At 49.3% G+C, this 14,382-nt stretch carries 12 protein-coding genes; 7 read left to right on the forward strand and 5 right to left on the reverse strand.

Annotated elements, in window-relative coordinates:
* Positions 1–66: 66 nt before the first annotated feature.
* Both D9N13_RS00765 and D9N13_RS00770 read left to right on the forward strand, forming a co-directional pair.
* The gene (locus tag D9N13_RS00765) at positions 67–477 is read left to right on the forward strand and encodes an HIT family protein (protein WP_290584714.1); all 411 of its coding nucleotides are present in this window, start codon (positions 67–69) and stop codon (positions 475–477) included.
* Complete coding sequence (locus D9N13_RS00770; RefSeq protein ID WP_290584716.1) at positions 474–1,796, forward strand: DUF3883 domain-containing protein; 1,323 nt, start codon at positions 474–476, stop codon at positions 1,794–1,796. The genes D9N13_RS00765 and D9N13_RS00770 overlap by 4 nt, the downstream gene beginning before the upstream one ends.
* A 391-nt stretch (positions 1,797–2,187) precedes the next feature.
* Here D9N13_RS00770 and tnpC read toward each other — a convergent pair whose 3' ends face one another.
* Genes tnpC through tnpA form a run of 3 tightly spaced genes read right to left on the reverse strand, consistent with a single transcriptional unit; the run spans position 2,188 to position 4,421 of the window.
* Complete coding sequence (tnpC, locus tag D9N13_RS00775) at positions 2,188–3,714, reverse strand: IS66 family transposase (protein ID WP_290584718.1); 1,527 nt, start codon at positions 3,712–3,714, stop codon at positions 2,188–2,190.
* A gap of 24 nt (positions 3,715–3,738) precedes the next feature.
* Positions 3,739–4,074: an IS66 family insertion sequence element accessory protein TnpB gene (gene tnpB, locus D9N13_RS00780; protein WP_290584720.1), complete on the reverse strand. Its 336-nt coding sequence runs from the start codon at positions 4,072–4,074 to the stop codon at positions 3,739–3,741.
* A gap of 17 nt (positions 4,075–4,091) precedes the next feature.
* Complete coding sequence (gene tnpA / locus D9N13_RS00785) at positions 4,092–4,421, reverse strand: IS66 family insertion sequence element accessory protein TnpA (protein ID WP_290584723.1); 330 nt, start codon at positions 4,419–4,421, stop codon at positions 4,092–4,094.
* Positions 4,422–4,704: 283 nt separating this feature from the next.
* On the opposite strand from tnpA, the gene D9N13_RS00790 reads away from it, so the two are divergent.
* Positions 4,705–5,193 carry a hypothetical protein gene (locus tag D9N13_RS00790; protein WP_290584725.1) on the forward strand — a complete coding sequence of 163 codons (489 nt, stop codon included), beginning with the start codon at positions 4,705–4,707 and terminating at the stop codon, positions 5,191–5,193.
* A 253-nt stretch (positions 5,194–5,446) separates the two neighbouring features.
* Positions 5,447–6,799, forward strand: a complete 1,353-nt coding sequence (locus D9N13_RS00795; protein ID WP_290584727.1) for a Fic family protein — start codon at positions 5,447–5,449, stop codon at positions 6,797–6,799.
* A 26-nt stretch (positions 6,800–6,825) separates the two neighbouring features.
* Here D9N13_RS00795 and D9N13_RS00800 read toward each other — a convergent pair whose 3' ends face one another.
* Positions 6,826–7,848: an aldo/keto reductase gene (locus tag D9N13_RS00800; RefSeq protein WP_290584729.1), complete on the reverse strand. Its 1,023-nt coding sequence runs from the start codon at positions 7,846–7,848 to the stop codon at positions 6,826–6,828.
* A 174-nt stretch (positions 7,849–8,022) separates the two neighbouring features.
* Here D9N13_RS00800 and D9N13_RS00805 point away from each other — a divergent pair, with 174 nt between their 5' ends.
* A complete protein-coding gene (locus tag D9N13_RS00805; RefSeq protein ID WP_290584730.1) occupies positions 8,023–8,907 on the forward strand; it encodes an AraC family transcriptional regulator in 885 nt (294 codons plus the stop codon).
* A gap of 377 nt (positions 8,908–9,284) precedes the next feature.
* Here D9N13_RS00805 and D9N13_RS00810 read toward each other — a convergent pair whose 3' ends face one another.
* Positions 9,285–10,295 (reverse strand): helix-turn-helix domain-containing protein, encoded by a 1,011-nt coding sequence (locus D9N13_RS00810; RefSeq protein ID WP_290584732.1) that lies wholly within the window; start codon positions 10,293–10,295, stop codon positions 9,285–9,287.
* A 180-nt stretch (positions 10,296–10,475) separates the two neighbouring features.
* Between D9N13_RS00810 and D9N13_RS00815 the strand changes: the two genes are divergently transcribed.
* A complete protein-coding gene (locus D9N13_RS00815) occupies positions 10,476–11,783 on the forward strand; it encodes a hypothetical protein (protein WP_290584734.1) in 1,308 nt (435 codons plus the stop codon).
* Positions 11,784–11,866: 83 nt separating this feature from the next.
* Positions 11,867–14,362: a hypothetical protein gene (locus D9N13_RS00820; RefSeq protein ID WP_290584736.1), complete on the forward strand. Its 2,496-nt coding sequence runs from the start codon at positions 11,867–11,869 to the stop codon at positions 14,360–14,362.
* Positions 14,363–14,382: the final 20 nt, after the last annotated feature.

Genomic DNA, 14,382 nt, shown 5'->3' on the forward strand with positions numbered 1-14,382 from the left:
CTTGAAGCAACATTAGCCAACTTTTATACTGAACCAACTACATCTATCCATTCATGAGTACATTAGATGACTTATGAACAAGAAAATTGTCCATTCTGTCAGATTGCTGCCATCAACAATCACCATCGTGTTCTACAAAATAACGATCATGGCTTTGTGATCCGTGACGGGTTCCCGGTGACTGAGGGCCATTCACTCATCATCCCCAGGCGGCATGTTCTTTCGTTTTTCGAGCTAACGAAGGCAGAACGCAACGACCTGCTGGATCTGCTGGATGCCGCCAAGGCTGATCTGGACCGGGAGTACGGGCCCGCCGCCTACAATATCGGTATCAACGATGGCCCCGCTGCGGGGCAGACCATTCCCCATGTGCATATCCATCTGATTCCAAGGTTTAACGAAGCCGGGGTAGACCCCAGAGGGGGCGTACGCTGGATTGTGCCGGAAAAGGCCGATTACTGGAGCGGGTGCAAGTGAGTTTGCAGGAATATGAGCTGAAGCTCTCACGCCTGCGTATGAACACACGGGGTGGCGATGGCACCGAAAAAAGCCCACATAAAGTGGCACTGCTATTGGCGGTGATGGACTTGGTGGAGCAAAAACACATCCCCCACAACCAAATCTACTTTGATCAAATACTCAAAGACACATTCACCAAACATTTTGAACAATTGGCTAACCCCAAAGATCGTAACAATCCACACCTTCCCTTTTTTCATTTACGCAGCAGCGGCTTTTGGCACTTTAAATTAAAGCCGGGCAAACAGAATGCCTTTGACCAACTGAGCACGGCATCCGGCCCCGGTGTTATCGAACAGCATATTGCCTATGCATACCTGGATGATGCGTTGTTTGAGTATATTAGCCATCAAATAACCCGAGAGTATTTGAAATCAGCGCTGATGCAGAATCTTGCACCAGAAGCACGGCGAGAACTGTTGCAGGTAGGAAAGGATGCTTGGGATTGGCTGGAATGCGAAGCCATTGTGCAGGATTACTTCGCCATGCTGGAGCAAGAGCTAATTGGCAACCACTACTACAAAGCCGCACACCGTCGCGCTTTACAAACAAAACTGCGCAACCGCTCAGAAGGCTCCATTGAATTTAAGCACCAGAATATTAGCGCGATTCTCATTGAATTGGGGCAACCCTATATTTCAGGCTATAAACCGGCCTTAAACTATCAGCACATGCTGAAAGATGTTGTGCTGGCTCATATTGCGGCAGACTTGAACACATTGGATGCCTTTGCCGATGCTGCCTCCATAGCCGTTGAGTACAGGCACCATTCAGTGGATTGGAATAACGTACTGGATCGGGAGTTACCGGAACGTATCCCTCGCATCAAAGAAGCGCCCAGAGAATACCTTGCCCGCCAACCCAACTACGCAGAACGGGAGCGAAACAACCGCTCATTGGGGGAACAAGGTGAACGCTTTGTTCTGGATTTTGAGCACTTCCGCCTGCAACAGGCGGGGCGCCCGGATCTGGCAAAGGAGATACGCTGGGTGAGCAAAGACGAGGGTGATGGTGCAGGCTTTGATATACAATCCTTCAATGTGGAACGAGAAGAAGAACTGTATATCGAAGTGAAGACCACCAGCGGTGGGAAATATCATCCATTCTATATTTCGGATAACGAGCTTGCTTATTCACAAGAAAAAGAGGCTCAATATTGTCTGTATCGGGTTTATGATTTTAGGAAAAGTGCGCGTTTGTTTCAGCTGGAAGGTGCTGTGAATCGCCATGTGGACCTTCAGGCTAAGAGTTATATGGCTAGTTTTGGGGAGCGGTGACGGCGTGAAGATAAGGAGATGCATATACATGGGCGTCCGGAGGGATTTTTTAAGAGTAGCAAAAGAAAAATATTCGCATTGGCTTCCAGCTTTTTTCTATAAGATACTGCTCATTATGCCTATGGATTGAGTGCGAAGTCACGATTCAAGGTGCTATTTAGGCAGTGGAAGAAGCGCGAGCAACTCGGTAAGCCACGCTCTAACTTCCCATGATAGAATCACGCAAAAAAAGGGAGAGGCAAGGTATTTGTCTTCTACGTTTCATTTTGAGACATCGTTTGAATAAGCTGAAATCTTAGCTTAGACACATAGATTTCTGCACAAATAACCATTAGATAACAACATTAGAAAAGAGGTTTCCGAATGGATTTTATCGAAAGACTGTAAGCGCTCAAGCATAGACCCAGTTGACCAGTTTATCTCGGTCAATATTCCAAGGTAGCAGAGACTCGAAGTCTTCTACCGAGTTTGCTGAGGGCAATTTGGTAAACAACCAGCGTAAATACTGATATTCATTCAACCCATTGGCCTTGGCTGTTTCGATGATGCTATACAGGTTTGCACTCGATTTTGCCCCGGACTGGCTGGTTGAGAAGAGCCAGTTTTTGCGGCCAACCGCAAATGGGCGTATTTTGTTTTCGACTTCGTTATTGTCGATTTCCAATCGGCCATCGCTACAGTACACCGTTAGCCTAGACCAGATTTTTAACGTGTAGTGAATTGCTTCACCGAGCTTGCTGCTGGGATTAACATTTTGCTTGTCCAGCCAAGCTTTGAATTTAGTAAGTATCGGCAGGCTGTTTTCTTGTCGGGCTTTTAGTCGCGTTTCAGTATCTGCGTTTTTAATCGGTTTTTCCACAGCATAGAGCTTTTGGATGAAGGCGATGGCTTGCGTCAGCTTAGGGCTGGCTTTACCTTTACCCAGAGCTCTTTCAGCATCTTTGAATTTACGACGAGCGTGTGCCCAGCAGCCTACAGCTGCCACCGTATCGCTGTGTACAGCATCATAAGCATGCCACGCATCGGTTTGCAGATAGCCTCGGTAATCCGCGAGCAAGCGCGTAGCGACCTGTTGCCCTCGGCCAGGGTCATAATTGAACAGTATGGATCGTTGATCCGGTGGGCCACCGCGCATAACCCACATATAACTTTTATTTTGCGCTGTACGGCCCGGTTCTTTGAGCACTTGTACCGTGGTTTCATCCATTTGCAGTACCGGATATTCCAGTAGCTGTTCGTGCATTAAATTAATGACCGGTTGTAATAGTTCACCGGCTTTAACCACCTGATGACACAGGGTGTTGCGGGCATAATCGATTCCACTGCGTTTTAGAATATGACATTGGCGATACAGTGGTAATGCATCAGCGTATTTGCTGGTAACGATGTAGGCTAAAAATCCTGGGCTGGCCTGGCTTTTGGGGATAGGCTGCGGTGGCATCGGAGCGGTTTCTGGTGCACCATCACACTGTTTGCAGGCGTATTTAAACCGTATGTGTTTGAGCACCTGTACTTTAGCCGGAATGATATCGATCTGCTCACTGACTTCTTCGCCTATACGTTCTTTCTGGCAACCACAGGAGCACTGTTTTTCGGCATCGGGCAGATCATGTCGTATTTCAATACGGGGTAAGTGGGAAGGCAAGCTTCGTCTACCACCCCGTCGTTGATGTGCTTTTACTTCGGTGCTGTCGGATTCTACATCAGGCGACGCTTCAGCTTCGGATTCAGCCTCATCAAACATTCGATACTGAAGCGCTTCTTTTTCACTGCTCGGTGCAAATTGGCGAGCGAGCGCTAGTCGCCTTTGTTCTTCAAAGGCATCAATCAATTGTTGTTGGAAAGCAATTTTCTGATTCGCTTTCTTCAACAACGCTTTTAGCGATACCACATCATCGGGGTATTGATCGTCAGACATGTCTTCCATGGCCGTGATTATACGTTATCCCACACAATCGTAAAATAAAGTTTGGTGTGGTGGCATCCGCCAAATATCAAAGCCATCGAGCAACCAATTAAGCTCTTGTGTCCTTAGCTGCACAGTATCGTCTTCCAGGTGTCGCGGCCAGGCAAATTTATTTTTCTCAAGCCGCTTTTGCCATAAACAGAAGCCGTTGCGCTCCCAATAGAGAAATTTAAGCTTGGTGCGGTTTTTATTGATGAAGACAAACAGCGCTTCGGAATAGAGGTTTAATTTCATGTTTTCCTGCACGATCAATGACAGGCCATTAATGGCTTTGCGAAAATCAACGGGCTGTCGGTGCAGATAGACAGTCACCTCTTGTGTGGGCCTCATCATAGCGTTTTTAACTGACTCAGCACTCGCGACATTGCATCGGCACTGGCTGATAGATGACATTGAATACCATTTTCAAACCTTATGACCAAATGCACAGCCTGATGTGAATGAGTGGGTGCGTTCTGAACACGAACAAAAGAGGGTGAATCAGCGCGTTCTGGAAGTTGAGCTGATCGCTTGAATTTCCAGCGTGCGTTGTACAAATCTCTGGCTTTTAGTTCATTGGCTTTGGCGTACTCTGTTAAACTCATTTGGCTGGCATCTGCAGCCTCGAGGTGGCTCATCCAATATTGCTGTTTGGCAGTCAGGGGTTTTGGGTCAGGCATAACAATTGCTCCTTCATTTTCTGGAGCAATGAACCTACATAACTTCGCTGGCTACGAATAGTGGGTTGGTGGTTGAGCGCTTACGGTAGATCTTGAAGAATTAGACGAACACGTAGTCCCAGAAATAAAGAAACTCACCAAGTCTTCATTCGATGTCGAATCAATTGTAGATGCTGCAGGAGAACTTAAATATTTAAATCAGATAAAGAAACTGATAGGCCAACAATTTCGCGAGCCAGAAGAAGAGTTTATTAAATTCTTCGCATCTAGGGTTTACAACGGTGTGCTGACACCAAAGGTTAAAGCCCAGTTTTTAGAGATAACTGGCAAGGCTCTCAAGCAATTTCTAAATGACAGCATTAATGACAGGCTTAAATCTGCTATTGGTTCAGACGGGGGCTCCAACGCTAACCAAACAGTAGAAAATGTACCTGAAATGGAAAGCGCTCAGCTTGAAGACTCAGACAATAAAGTGGTTACTACCGAGGAAGAAATTGAAGGTTTCAATATAGTCCGGGCTATCCTGAGAAAAAACGTACCAGTGAAACGCATCGTAAATCGAGACACCCAGAGCTATTTCGGGATTCTATTGGATGACAACAATCGCAAACCCCTTTGCAGATTGCACTTCAATGCAAAGCAAAAGTATTTGGGGGTTTTTGACGAAGCCAAGAAGGAGACAAGGATTCCAATAGATGCTGTGGACGACATATACCAGCATGCCGAAGTTTTGATAAAAACTCTGTCCTATTACGACTCAGACTCCGAATAAAGCTCAGGAAGTAGAGCCCGCAAAACGCGGGCTTTAACGAGTGATGATCTCAGTATCTCCCCGTCATCCACTCCCCCCACCGGAAACAACACCCAATACCGCCCTTCCGAATTCATCTTACCCGCCTTCGCTGCCGCCTGATCCCATGCCTCCCAGAGCACCTCAGCGCCGCGCCGGGTCACGAATCGCGCCACCGTATCCACATAAAAGTGGCGCAGTTAGCAAAACCGCGCCATAATGGCGCCAAAGACTGATGAAACTGCGCCATATAACCATGTCATCTACCAGCAAATTGCTACACAGCATTGAATCCTCAGCCCAGGGCTTGTCACTTTCTGAGTTATTGAAGAAACATCCGGATATCCCCCGGCGTACGGCCCAGCGCCATATTGCCCAACTGCTGGAAAACAACCAGATCCTAGCCCAAGGTGAAGGTCGGGCGCGCCGTTATTTCATTGCCAAGGAGCCGGATTCCCATCGTTTCCCCAGTTTCATCCCACTCTCAGCCGACAGCCGCGACATCCTCAGCTACGTGGAAAAACCCATTGCAGCACGCCAGCCCGTGGGGTATCAATTGGATTTCCTGGATGCCTACCAACCGAACCAATCCTGGTACCTGTCCGATTCGTTGCGTCGTAATCTGCATAAAATGGGCAATACAACCGAATTGAACGCTCCTGCCGGCACCTACAGCCGCGCCATACTGAACCGACTTTTGATTGATCTCTCCTGGGCCTCAAGCCATTTGGAAGGGAACACCTACTCTCGACTCGATACCCGCGAACTGATCGAGCACGGTACAGTGGCCACGGGCAAGGCGAGCCTGGAAACCCAGATGATCCTGAACCACAAGGCGGCCATTGAGCTGCTGGTGGAGAACATTGAGCAAATTGGTTTCGACCGCTTCACCCTTATGAATCTGCACAGCACTCTGGCAGAAAACCTGCTGCCCAATCCGGCAGATGAAGGCCGCATACGCCAGCACGCGGTCGACATTGGGCAAAGTGTTTATCGCCCCCTGTCTACTCCACAACAGATTGATGAAGCCATGGATGCAGTGTTGGATAAGGTCAGTCGAATCAAAGATCCCTTCGAGCAATCCTTTTTTATCATGGTACACCTGCCCTATCTGCAACCCTTTGCCGACGTCAACAAGCGAACATCGCGGTTGGCGGCCAACATACCGTTGATCCGCGCCAACTTGTGTCCGATGACCTTTCTTGATGTGCCGGAAACCGCCTACAGTTGCGCGATGCTGGGCGTGTATGAGATGGGCCGAGTGGAGTTATTGCGGGATCTTTATGTTTGGGCTTATGAACGTTCAACCCGGGAATACCTTGCCATCAAACGGGATCTGGCAGAACCAGATCCACTTCGATTGGCTTGGCGCCAATTAATTAAGGACACGATCCAGGGCGTCATTCTTCACCCCGAGGTAGATCCGATTACTTATATAGAGCAAGCGGTTAAACGGCAGGTTCCAGCGCAACTTCAGGATAATGTCCAAGCTCTGATTGTGGAGGAGCTTCGACGCCTGCATGAGGGTGTACTGGCACGTTATGGCCTGAGGCCGTCTGAGTATACTGCGTGGAAAGCGCTGCACTAAAGCCAGCAGACCCTCTGTTAGCATCATCAACCGTTACTTACCCTTTCCGGCGTGTCCCCCATCAGCAAAGCCATGCCTCCCTCAGGATAACGTTCTCCATAAATCGACGCTGAAGCAATCACCTCGTCCAGTTTTGCCAGCAGTTCGCTCCCAAGTTCAATCTCGGCAGCGGCGGCATTCTCCCCCAGGCGATCCAGATTCCGCGTGCCCGGAATCGGCACAATATGAGGGCTTTGTGCCAGCATCCAGGCCAGAGCCAACTGGGCACTGCTGCAACCAAGCTCATTTGCCATGGCTTGAACGGTCTCAACCAGTTTGAGGTTGTGATGGAAGTTTTCTTCAGAAAAACGCGGGTTGGCGAGACGCCAGTCGCTCTGGTCGAGATCGCTGCGTTGGCGAATGGCACCGGTTAAAAAGCCTCGCCCCAGTGGACTGTATGCCACAAAGCCGATGCCCAGTTCCCAACAGGTGGGCAGCACTTCGGCTTCCACTTCGCGGGACCACAGGGAATATTCGCTCTGTAACGCGCTGATGGGATGGACGGCGTGAGCCCGTCGCAGAGTGCGTGCGCTTGCCTCGGACAATCCGAGGTAACGGACTTTTCCTGCGGTTACCAGTTCCGCCATCGCGCCGACGGTCTCTTCGATCGGCACCTGTGGATCAACCCGGTGCTGGTAGTAGAGGTCGATGCATTCCACACCCAGACGCTGAAGGCTGGCATCGCAGGCAGACTTTACATATTCCGGTGTACCGCATACGCCTAAAAAATCACCCTTGTCGTTGCGGCGATTACCAAACTTGGTGGCCAGTTGGACACGCTCCCTGCTGCCGGGGTTCTCTTTAAAGAATCGGCCCAACAGGGACTCATTGGTAAAAGGCCCATACATATCGGCGGTGTCCCACAGGGTTACCCCGCGCTCCAGCGCTCCGGCCAACACCTGTATATTGACGGCATCATCGCTGGCGCCGTAGAAATCCGACATGCCCATGCAGCCGAGCCCGATGGCTGAAACCTCCAGACCCTGTTTACCCAGCGTTCGCATTTTCATTCGATTATCTCCCTTGGTTGAGGTACAGGCACAGTATGGCGAGTGGGGGCCACTGTCGGCTATCCGGATGCTGTAGAGTTTTTGCCTGATCCTCCAGAAACGGGTCTAAACCCCTTCCCTTCCCCGGCGCAAGGCTTAGACTGGAGCAACGATGATCACTATGGCAATAGCACGATGTTTTCCACTGAATGCATTCACACCCTGAGAGAGCTGACCCCCAACCAGGGAGAAAACGATGCCCGCTACGAGGGCCTGATGTTGATCCGCGCCGACGCTCCCACTGAACGCAAAGCAATCATCTACCAGCCGGTTTTCTATATCGTTATACAGGGGCAGAAGCAAAGCTTCCTGGGTAATGAGGTGTTCCAGTACGATCCCGGGCGCTTTCTGGCGTTGACCGTGCCGTTGCCCATGGAAGGCATGGTGACGGTCGCCACTGCGGATGAACCCTACTTGGCCATAAAGCTTGCCGTTGATAGCGGCACCGTGCTGTCGCTGCTGCGGGAGTTGCCGGATCTGGAGCCGGCAAAGGAAACCAACCGGGGAACCAGCCGGGGCGTCTGTGTGTGCCCGGTGGCAGCTGAGATGGTGGCCGCAGTGGAACGGCTGGTTGCCAGCCTGACAGACAGTCACAAGCGCCGGGTGCTGACACCGATGATCATCCGCGAGATTCTGTTCTACGGTCTGCAAAGTCCAAAGGGCGAACAGTTGGCGGCCTTTGTCACCCGTGATCGTCACCATGCCCGTATCGCCGACGTACTGCGCCATATCCAGACCCACTTTTCCGAGCCACTGGATATCAACGCCCTGGCCGATATTGCCAGCATGAGTCAAAGCAGTCTGCACCAGCACTTCAAGGCCGTCACCAATGCCTCGCCACTGCAATACATTAAAGCCATCCGCCTGCATCGGGCGCAACACCTGTTAAGCGACAGCCAACTCAGCGTCAGCGAAGCAGCCTGGCAGGTTGGCTATCAAAGCCTTTCCCAATTCAGTCGCGAGTACAAGCGGCTTTTTGGCGACGTGCCGAGTCGTGTGGTGGGATCGGTGTTGAATTAGTAACGATTACGCAGGCCCAGGATAGTGGCTAGGTATTCGATCCTAGATTTGGATGATGACTGGTTGAAGCTGGAAGGCGACATTGAACCTCCTGTGTACTCTCCAGACGCTCTCTCGAAAGCGGACCATCGCCGTTGATCGACCTTTCTGGTTCGCGTATGGCTGCCAAAGGACTTTGTCGTTTTTGGGTCCCTATCCAACCCCGCCCGACGCCTAAACCTGCGCCTACGTTCACCAGCACCAAAGACAGACTCGTGCCTGCACTGGCACCTGCGCCTGAATTAACTCCCATAGGCAAGCCAACAGGCGGAGTGCACCATGGACGATTATCTGAGAGCAACACTGGGCTGGAAATAGCCCCATCCCTGGAATAAGGTCTACTTGAGTATGGCCTGCAAGGTCATTTCAAATGATCTGGTCGTATCCATCGTTACCAACTTCTCACGATCTTCTCCGATCGCAAACGGATAAACAATATTGTCTAACGTTAACGTCAGCTGGTTGCCCTCTATCACCCACGACACCTCCGGATAGGGCAGCTCTACCAATGCTCCAGGGTCAATCCAGTTGAATGCCACTACGCCATGTTCACGCAGCTGAAGATAGCCACCGTTGTGCCAGAGCTTGATCGTATCTTCGGGGATTGGGATATTTTGATTCTTCAGTTCTACGGACATCCGCCATTGACTTGATGTAAAGTCTTCCATGGGTTGTGTAGTTTTCAACCAGACAAAGAGGGTCAGCACCAGCATTGCAAGACCGCCGATGGCAATAGCAAGATAGTGGGACTTTCGCTCAGGAGTTGCTGCTTGTTGCGAGTTCACAGCCGGGCTCGGAGCAGGGTTCTCAACATAGATAAACAACGATTCGGGCGATACACCTAGTGCCGTTGCAATGCTTTCGGCTGTCGAACTCGCAATATCGCCCCATTCACCATTTTCAATGGCCTGTAACAGCCCGATGGGAAGTCCACACATTTTGGCGATTTCGGTAAGCTCAAGTGACTGGGTGGCTCGGGCCTGCTTCAACGCCTCGACATTGACAGCCACACGCTGCACCGTTGCCAAAGGGCGATTACCTGTTCGGGCCGAGATTCCCTCTTTACCATCGTAGCTCATCTCATCTTCAACCAACTCTTGCCAGGGCAAGAGCGCCTCGGAACCAATCGTCACCGTGTATTCACAGAATTGCTTGATCACTGCTCGCTGATGCTTGCCCCAGCGACCGGGTGCTTTGCCAGCATCCAACGCAACCGCCTTGTTGTACAAGCTTCGAGCACCACCGCTCAAAATGCTGGCACGCACGTTAAAGAGTCGGGCCGCACGTAACACCAGATCCGGGCGTACGGCATAGAACGTCGCACTATTGGATTTAACCATATATTCCATATAACAATCTGTTTTTATTAGCTTTTATTGGTATTTATTCGGCGTTATTCAATAAGGTCGAATAAATGTTAATAGAGGTTTGTCCCGCCACGCCGCTTCTTAAATCATGGGAACCTAACAGCCCGGCGTTTTAATGCGCATGGTTGCTAATCAATCAAACGATTCTCTGGAGGACTACCCATGAATGTACACCACACCGTTCGAGCCCTTTTCAACGCTCTGACGCTTCCCATTATTCTCTCTGCTTGCGGTGGTTCTGGTTCAGATACTACCCCAGCCCCTGGTGCTAATACATCCATACCGACCATTGCAACTGGTCGTTTCCTGGACAGTGCCGTTGAGGGACTAGGGTATGAGTCCGGGGACATCACAGGTATCACCGATTCCCAGGGCACTTTCCAATACAAGGAGATCAATAATGTTTCCCAACCGGTGACCTTTTCCTTCAACGGAGTTGAGCTGGGTACTGCTTTGGGCAGAGCCGTCATTACACCACTTGATCTGGTACCAAATGCCGATCTGGAAACGGTTGCCGTACAAAACATTGCGCGCTTTATCCAGATGTTTGACAATGATGGAGATTTAGGCAATGGGATTTCTCCTTCAATGGATCTGATGAGCGCTATGTTGACCCTTGTGTGGCAACCAGTGAATTTTTCCGATAATGACTTTGTGAATCAACCTGCGGTTACCCAAATCATTGCCGATGCCAGTAGTGTGGACTCTCGCGTTTATTCGCTCCCCAGCACTGAGCAAGCCACTGCTCACTTAAAGCAAACCCTGGCCTGTCAAAGTTCCGGTATATTCTCTGGTGACTTTTCTGGAGACGACGCAGGTAAGTTTGTATTGTGGATACAGGATCAGCGCATTGATGAGGCGTTGTTTGGTGATGATTCTCCACGTATCGGTGTTACCAGTGCCTATATTTACAGTACCACCGAAGATCGTTTAATCGGAGTCGCACCGCAAGAAGGACTGCAGTTCAATTCTGGTAATCGCTTTGTTGCCGGTCGTGCAAGCAATGGTGCGGAATTCTCAGGAAATATTGTCGACTTCAACAGAATAACAGAGGGTGCTTGGCAGAACGGCATTGAGGGCGGTGAAGGTGTCTTCTCAGGCAGCCGTGTCGCGGGGAATCTGGATGCTAAATATCGTCTCGGGGGCGCCATAGGAACGCTCATTCTAGCAGCTGCAACAGCTGATAATACAGGTGCCATCGCACTGGACGTGTTTGCCGATAATCGAGTGCAAGGTGTCGTTGTGACATCCAGAGGCAACCGATACAGTATTGCTGGCACCTTGAACGGCGATACCGTTTTAGCAACAAGTGAAGATGGATTAACTGCAAACATTATTTTTGATAGCACAGGCCAGCATGCCGATAACCTGGGTGTTGGTTTACATGGCCAGGCAGGTTTTTGGGGCACGTGGCAGGCAGGAGGCAACAACGGCGTTCTTATAGGAACGAGTTGTGAATTGAATCCTTGATTGGGACCACCACTCTAGTGGTCAACAGCTTGAGCCCCCGATTTTTTGGTATCGGAGTATTATTACTAATCAGGAGTTTTACTGTGAATCGTTTTTCGACATTGATGTTATTTGTGGTTTTGTCTTGTTTTTATCCCCAGCTCTCATTCTCCGATGTTCCAAAAATTGTTATACCCATGATTGATCTGGGACTTAACGATATCGTGCGCAGCGAATGGCCCACTGGCAAAGGGAGAGAAACGGTTCCCAGTATTAAGTTCACGATCTCTTCATTTTCGGATTCAGACTCCTGGCGGAATCTGGGCACCTTCTATTGTCGTGAAATTTGGCCATCGTCTTCAGTAAGCGATACTGAATATGCCCGCATAGCCAGAGATTTCGCCAGTGCGCGTATGCAATATGGCACGGTGTGGGCAGCGTTTTCAAATGTCAGGCCCATTGAAGTACCTAGTGACAGTTATGGACCCAATGGTTTGCGACGCAATGTTTGCCTGTACGACAACATCGAATTCACAAGAACACGATTAGGATTTGTTACCGAAAAAGATAAATCTTCTGATCAACGTAAGTCCGTGGGTGGTCGTGATGTTCTGGTACGGCGTGCAATCTACGTTTCGCCCGATAATAAGAAGCATCGTTCTCTGGAGTACACCATACTCCATCCTACTTCAGATCATGAAGGCGGCATTTGGCTCAGCCAAGAAGCCAAAAGTGAAGGAAAGGCACCTTGTAAGCTTATTGTGTTAACCCGAGATGTGTCTGACCAGGAGATTAACGACGCAATTTATTTTCGGGAAGGTTCTTACCAATTTACCAACATTCGCTACTCCAATGTTGATTATACCTGCCTGGCCGATGAAGTGGAGCGGGTTGTAGAGAATACCGACTATGAAACGCAAATCCGCAAATCCCCTCAGTTTATCGGTGATATTGAGGGTACCGTTCGCTTGGTAACTGCAGGCGGCGTGGCATTCGATCCAAGCTCAGTTTCTACCGATAAATTCACTAAAGCATGCCAGTCATCGGCTGCCGAACGGCGATGGGTATACGGTGACACCATTGAGACCGGCGCTCATATAAAAGCGGGTATGCGGGTTAAGCTCACAGCCGTAAGAGTTAGAGAAGGAGGTAATCTTTGCGATTTTCACAGTCTTATCGTGTTACCACCCAGTCAAGCCGATCTCGCTGCCGGACAAGCACTTGGGGACGTAAAAGGCCGTGCCATAACCTTCAGTGAATACGGTTACTACGTGCAGCAATCAGACCGATATGAATCCACTCAGTCTAGTATGAGAGTAGAACTCTCAAAATATGAAAAATTATGCGGTCTCAAAGTATTCCCTATCGATGGCACGCCATCGGCAAAAATCATTGCTGAGTGGCGACCCGTGGTGGCCAAAAATATTGTGCATATTAAAGGTCGATGCTATGCCGATAGTTTTCAATTTACAGAACTGGATCCATCTATCGATACGTACGCACTTCCGGACAGTATAAGAAACGTTGCCCCTGCTACCTCCGCAGTCCCGTCATCGAAAACCAATTCACGTGAAGAATCTAAAAGCACAAAAGATCGTCCTCTGAAACCAATGATGACTGAAGGTTTCATTTCACAATATTCCCCAACAAGTAACTCTAAAAATGTGTTGATTTTGAAGCCTTATATTCAGAAACCTGTGGATGCGAAAGGCAAAACAATGGCTTGCGATGATTTTCAGTATATGCCCGCAGATGGATCTACTGCAATGACCACTGAGCGACTGGAACACTATGCTTATTGGTTCGACCTGTCTAACCAGAAAACAGCTGTCCGGTTGCAGGGTGTTAAAATGGGATCTACAGGAAATCGTCGTTGTACATTTACTGAGGCCGTGGCTATTGATGAAAAGGGTGTAGTGATCCCACGACCAAAAACAGCATTTGATCGAGATGCAATAGACAAACTGAACATTATAAAATGGTATGACAGCTGCCTGCAAAGTTCACAGGCAACGAGCATGAAGCACATCGGAATGTTGGAATATTGTACTTGCAAAACAATAAAGAGTTCTGAGGATTCCGTTAAAACCGTTGGCAAGCCATTGGACAAGATTAAAAGCTCAGCCGATTTTTCAAAACTCTTCACCCTTTCTTCCTATTATTGTGAAAACCTGGACCATTACAAAAATGCAGTGTCGGATATTCCCAAAATGTCCGTGGTGGCTTCCAAATCCAAAGCAGATATTGCCACTAAACCATTCGCCCTCCCCGAATTCGCCCATATCAAAGTTGTCCCAGTGGATCCGAATTCTCCCATAGCACCCGAAGTAAAAGCCATGTGGGCCAAAGGCTTCTATATCCACCTCAAGACTGACGGAAACTTCGGTTTTAATACAGATGATCCAGGCCCTTATGCATACCTACCTGTCAATCGCTGGAAAAACCAAAACGGTGTGCTCACTTTAACGCTGGATCAGGTTGTTTACAGTTTTACTCTTCCAACGGTAGCGACAGCAGAGGAAACAACGCTGACAACCGTGGATAGCACTTGGAATGCATTTAGGATGACATACACAACGAAGAATAAAGGGGGTCGTTGATCTCATCCTGAAAGCCAGGT

The organism is Ketobacter sp. GenoA1 (genome assembly GCF_003671475.1).
Lineage (GTDB): Bacteria > Pseudomonadota > Gammaproteobacteria > Pseudomonadales > Ketobacteraceae > Ketobacter.

What these genes read in the sequence shown, in the direction of transcription:
- D9N13_RS00765 (WP_290584714.1), top strand. Translation starts at nt 67, where the DNA reads ATGACTTATGAACAAGAAAATTGTCCATTCTGTCAGATTGCTGCCATC.
- tnpC (WP_290584718.1), bottom strand. Translation starts at nt 3,714, where the DNA reads ATGTCTGACGATCAATACCCCGATGATGTGGTATCGCTAAAAGCGTTG.
- tnpA (WP_290584723.1), bottom strand. Translation starts at nt 4,421, where the DNA reads ATGCCTGACCCAAAACCCCTGACTGCCAAACAGCAATATTGGATGAGC.
- D9N13_RS00795 (WP_290584727.1), top strand. Translation starts at nt 5,447, where the DNA reads ATGAAACTGCGCCATATAACCATGTCATCTACCAGCAAATTGCTACAC.
- D9N13_RS00800 (WP_290584729.1), bottom strand. Translation starts at nt 7,848, where the DNA reads ATGAAAATGCGAACGCTGGGTAAACAGGGTCTGGAGGTTTCAGCCATC.
- D9N13_RS00805 (WP_290584730.1), top strand. Translation starts at nt 8,023, where the DNA reads ATGTTTTCCACTGAATGCATTCACACCCTGAGAGAGCTGACCCCCAAC.
- D9N13_RS00810 (WP_290584732.1), bottom strand. Translation starts at nt 10,295, where the DNA reads ATGGAATATATGGTTAAATCCAATAGTGCGACGTTCTATGCCGTACGC.
- D9N13_RS00815 (WP_290584734.1), top strand. Translation starts at nt 10,476, where the DNA reads ATGAATGTACACCACACCGTTCGAGCCCTTTTCAACGCTCTGACGCTT.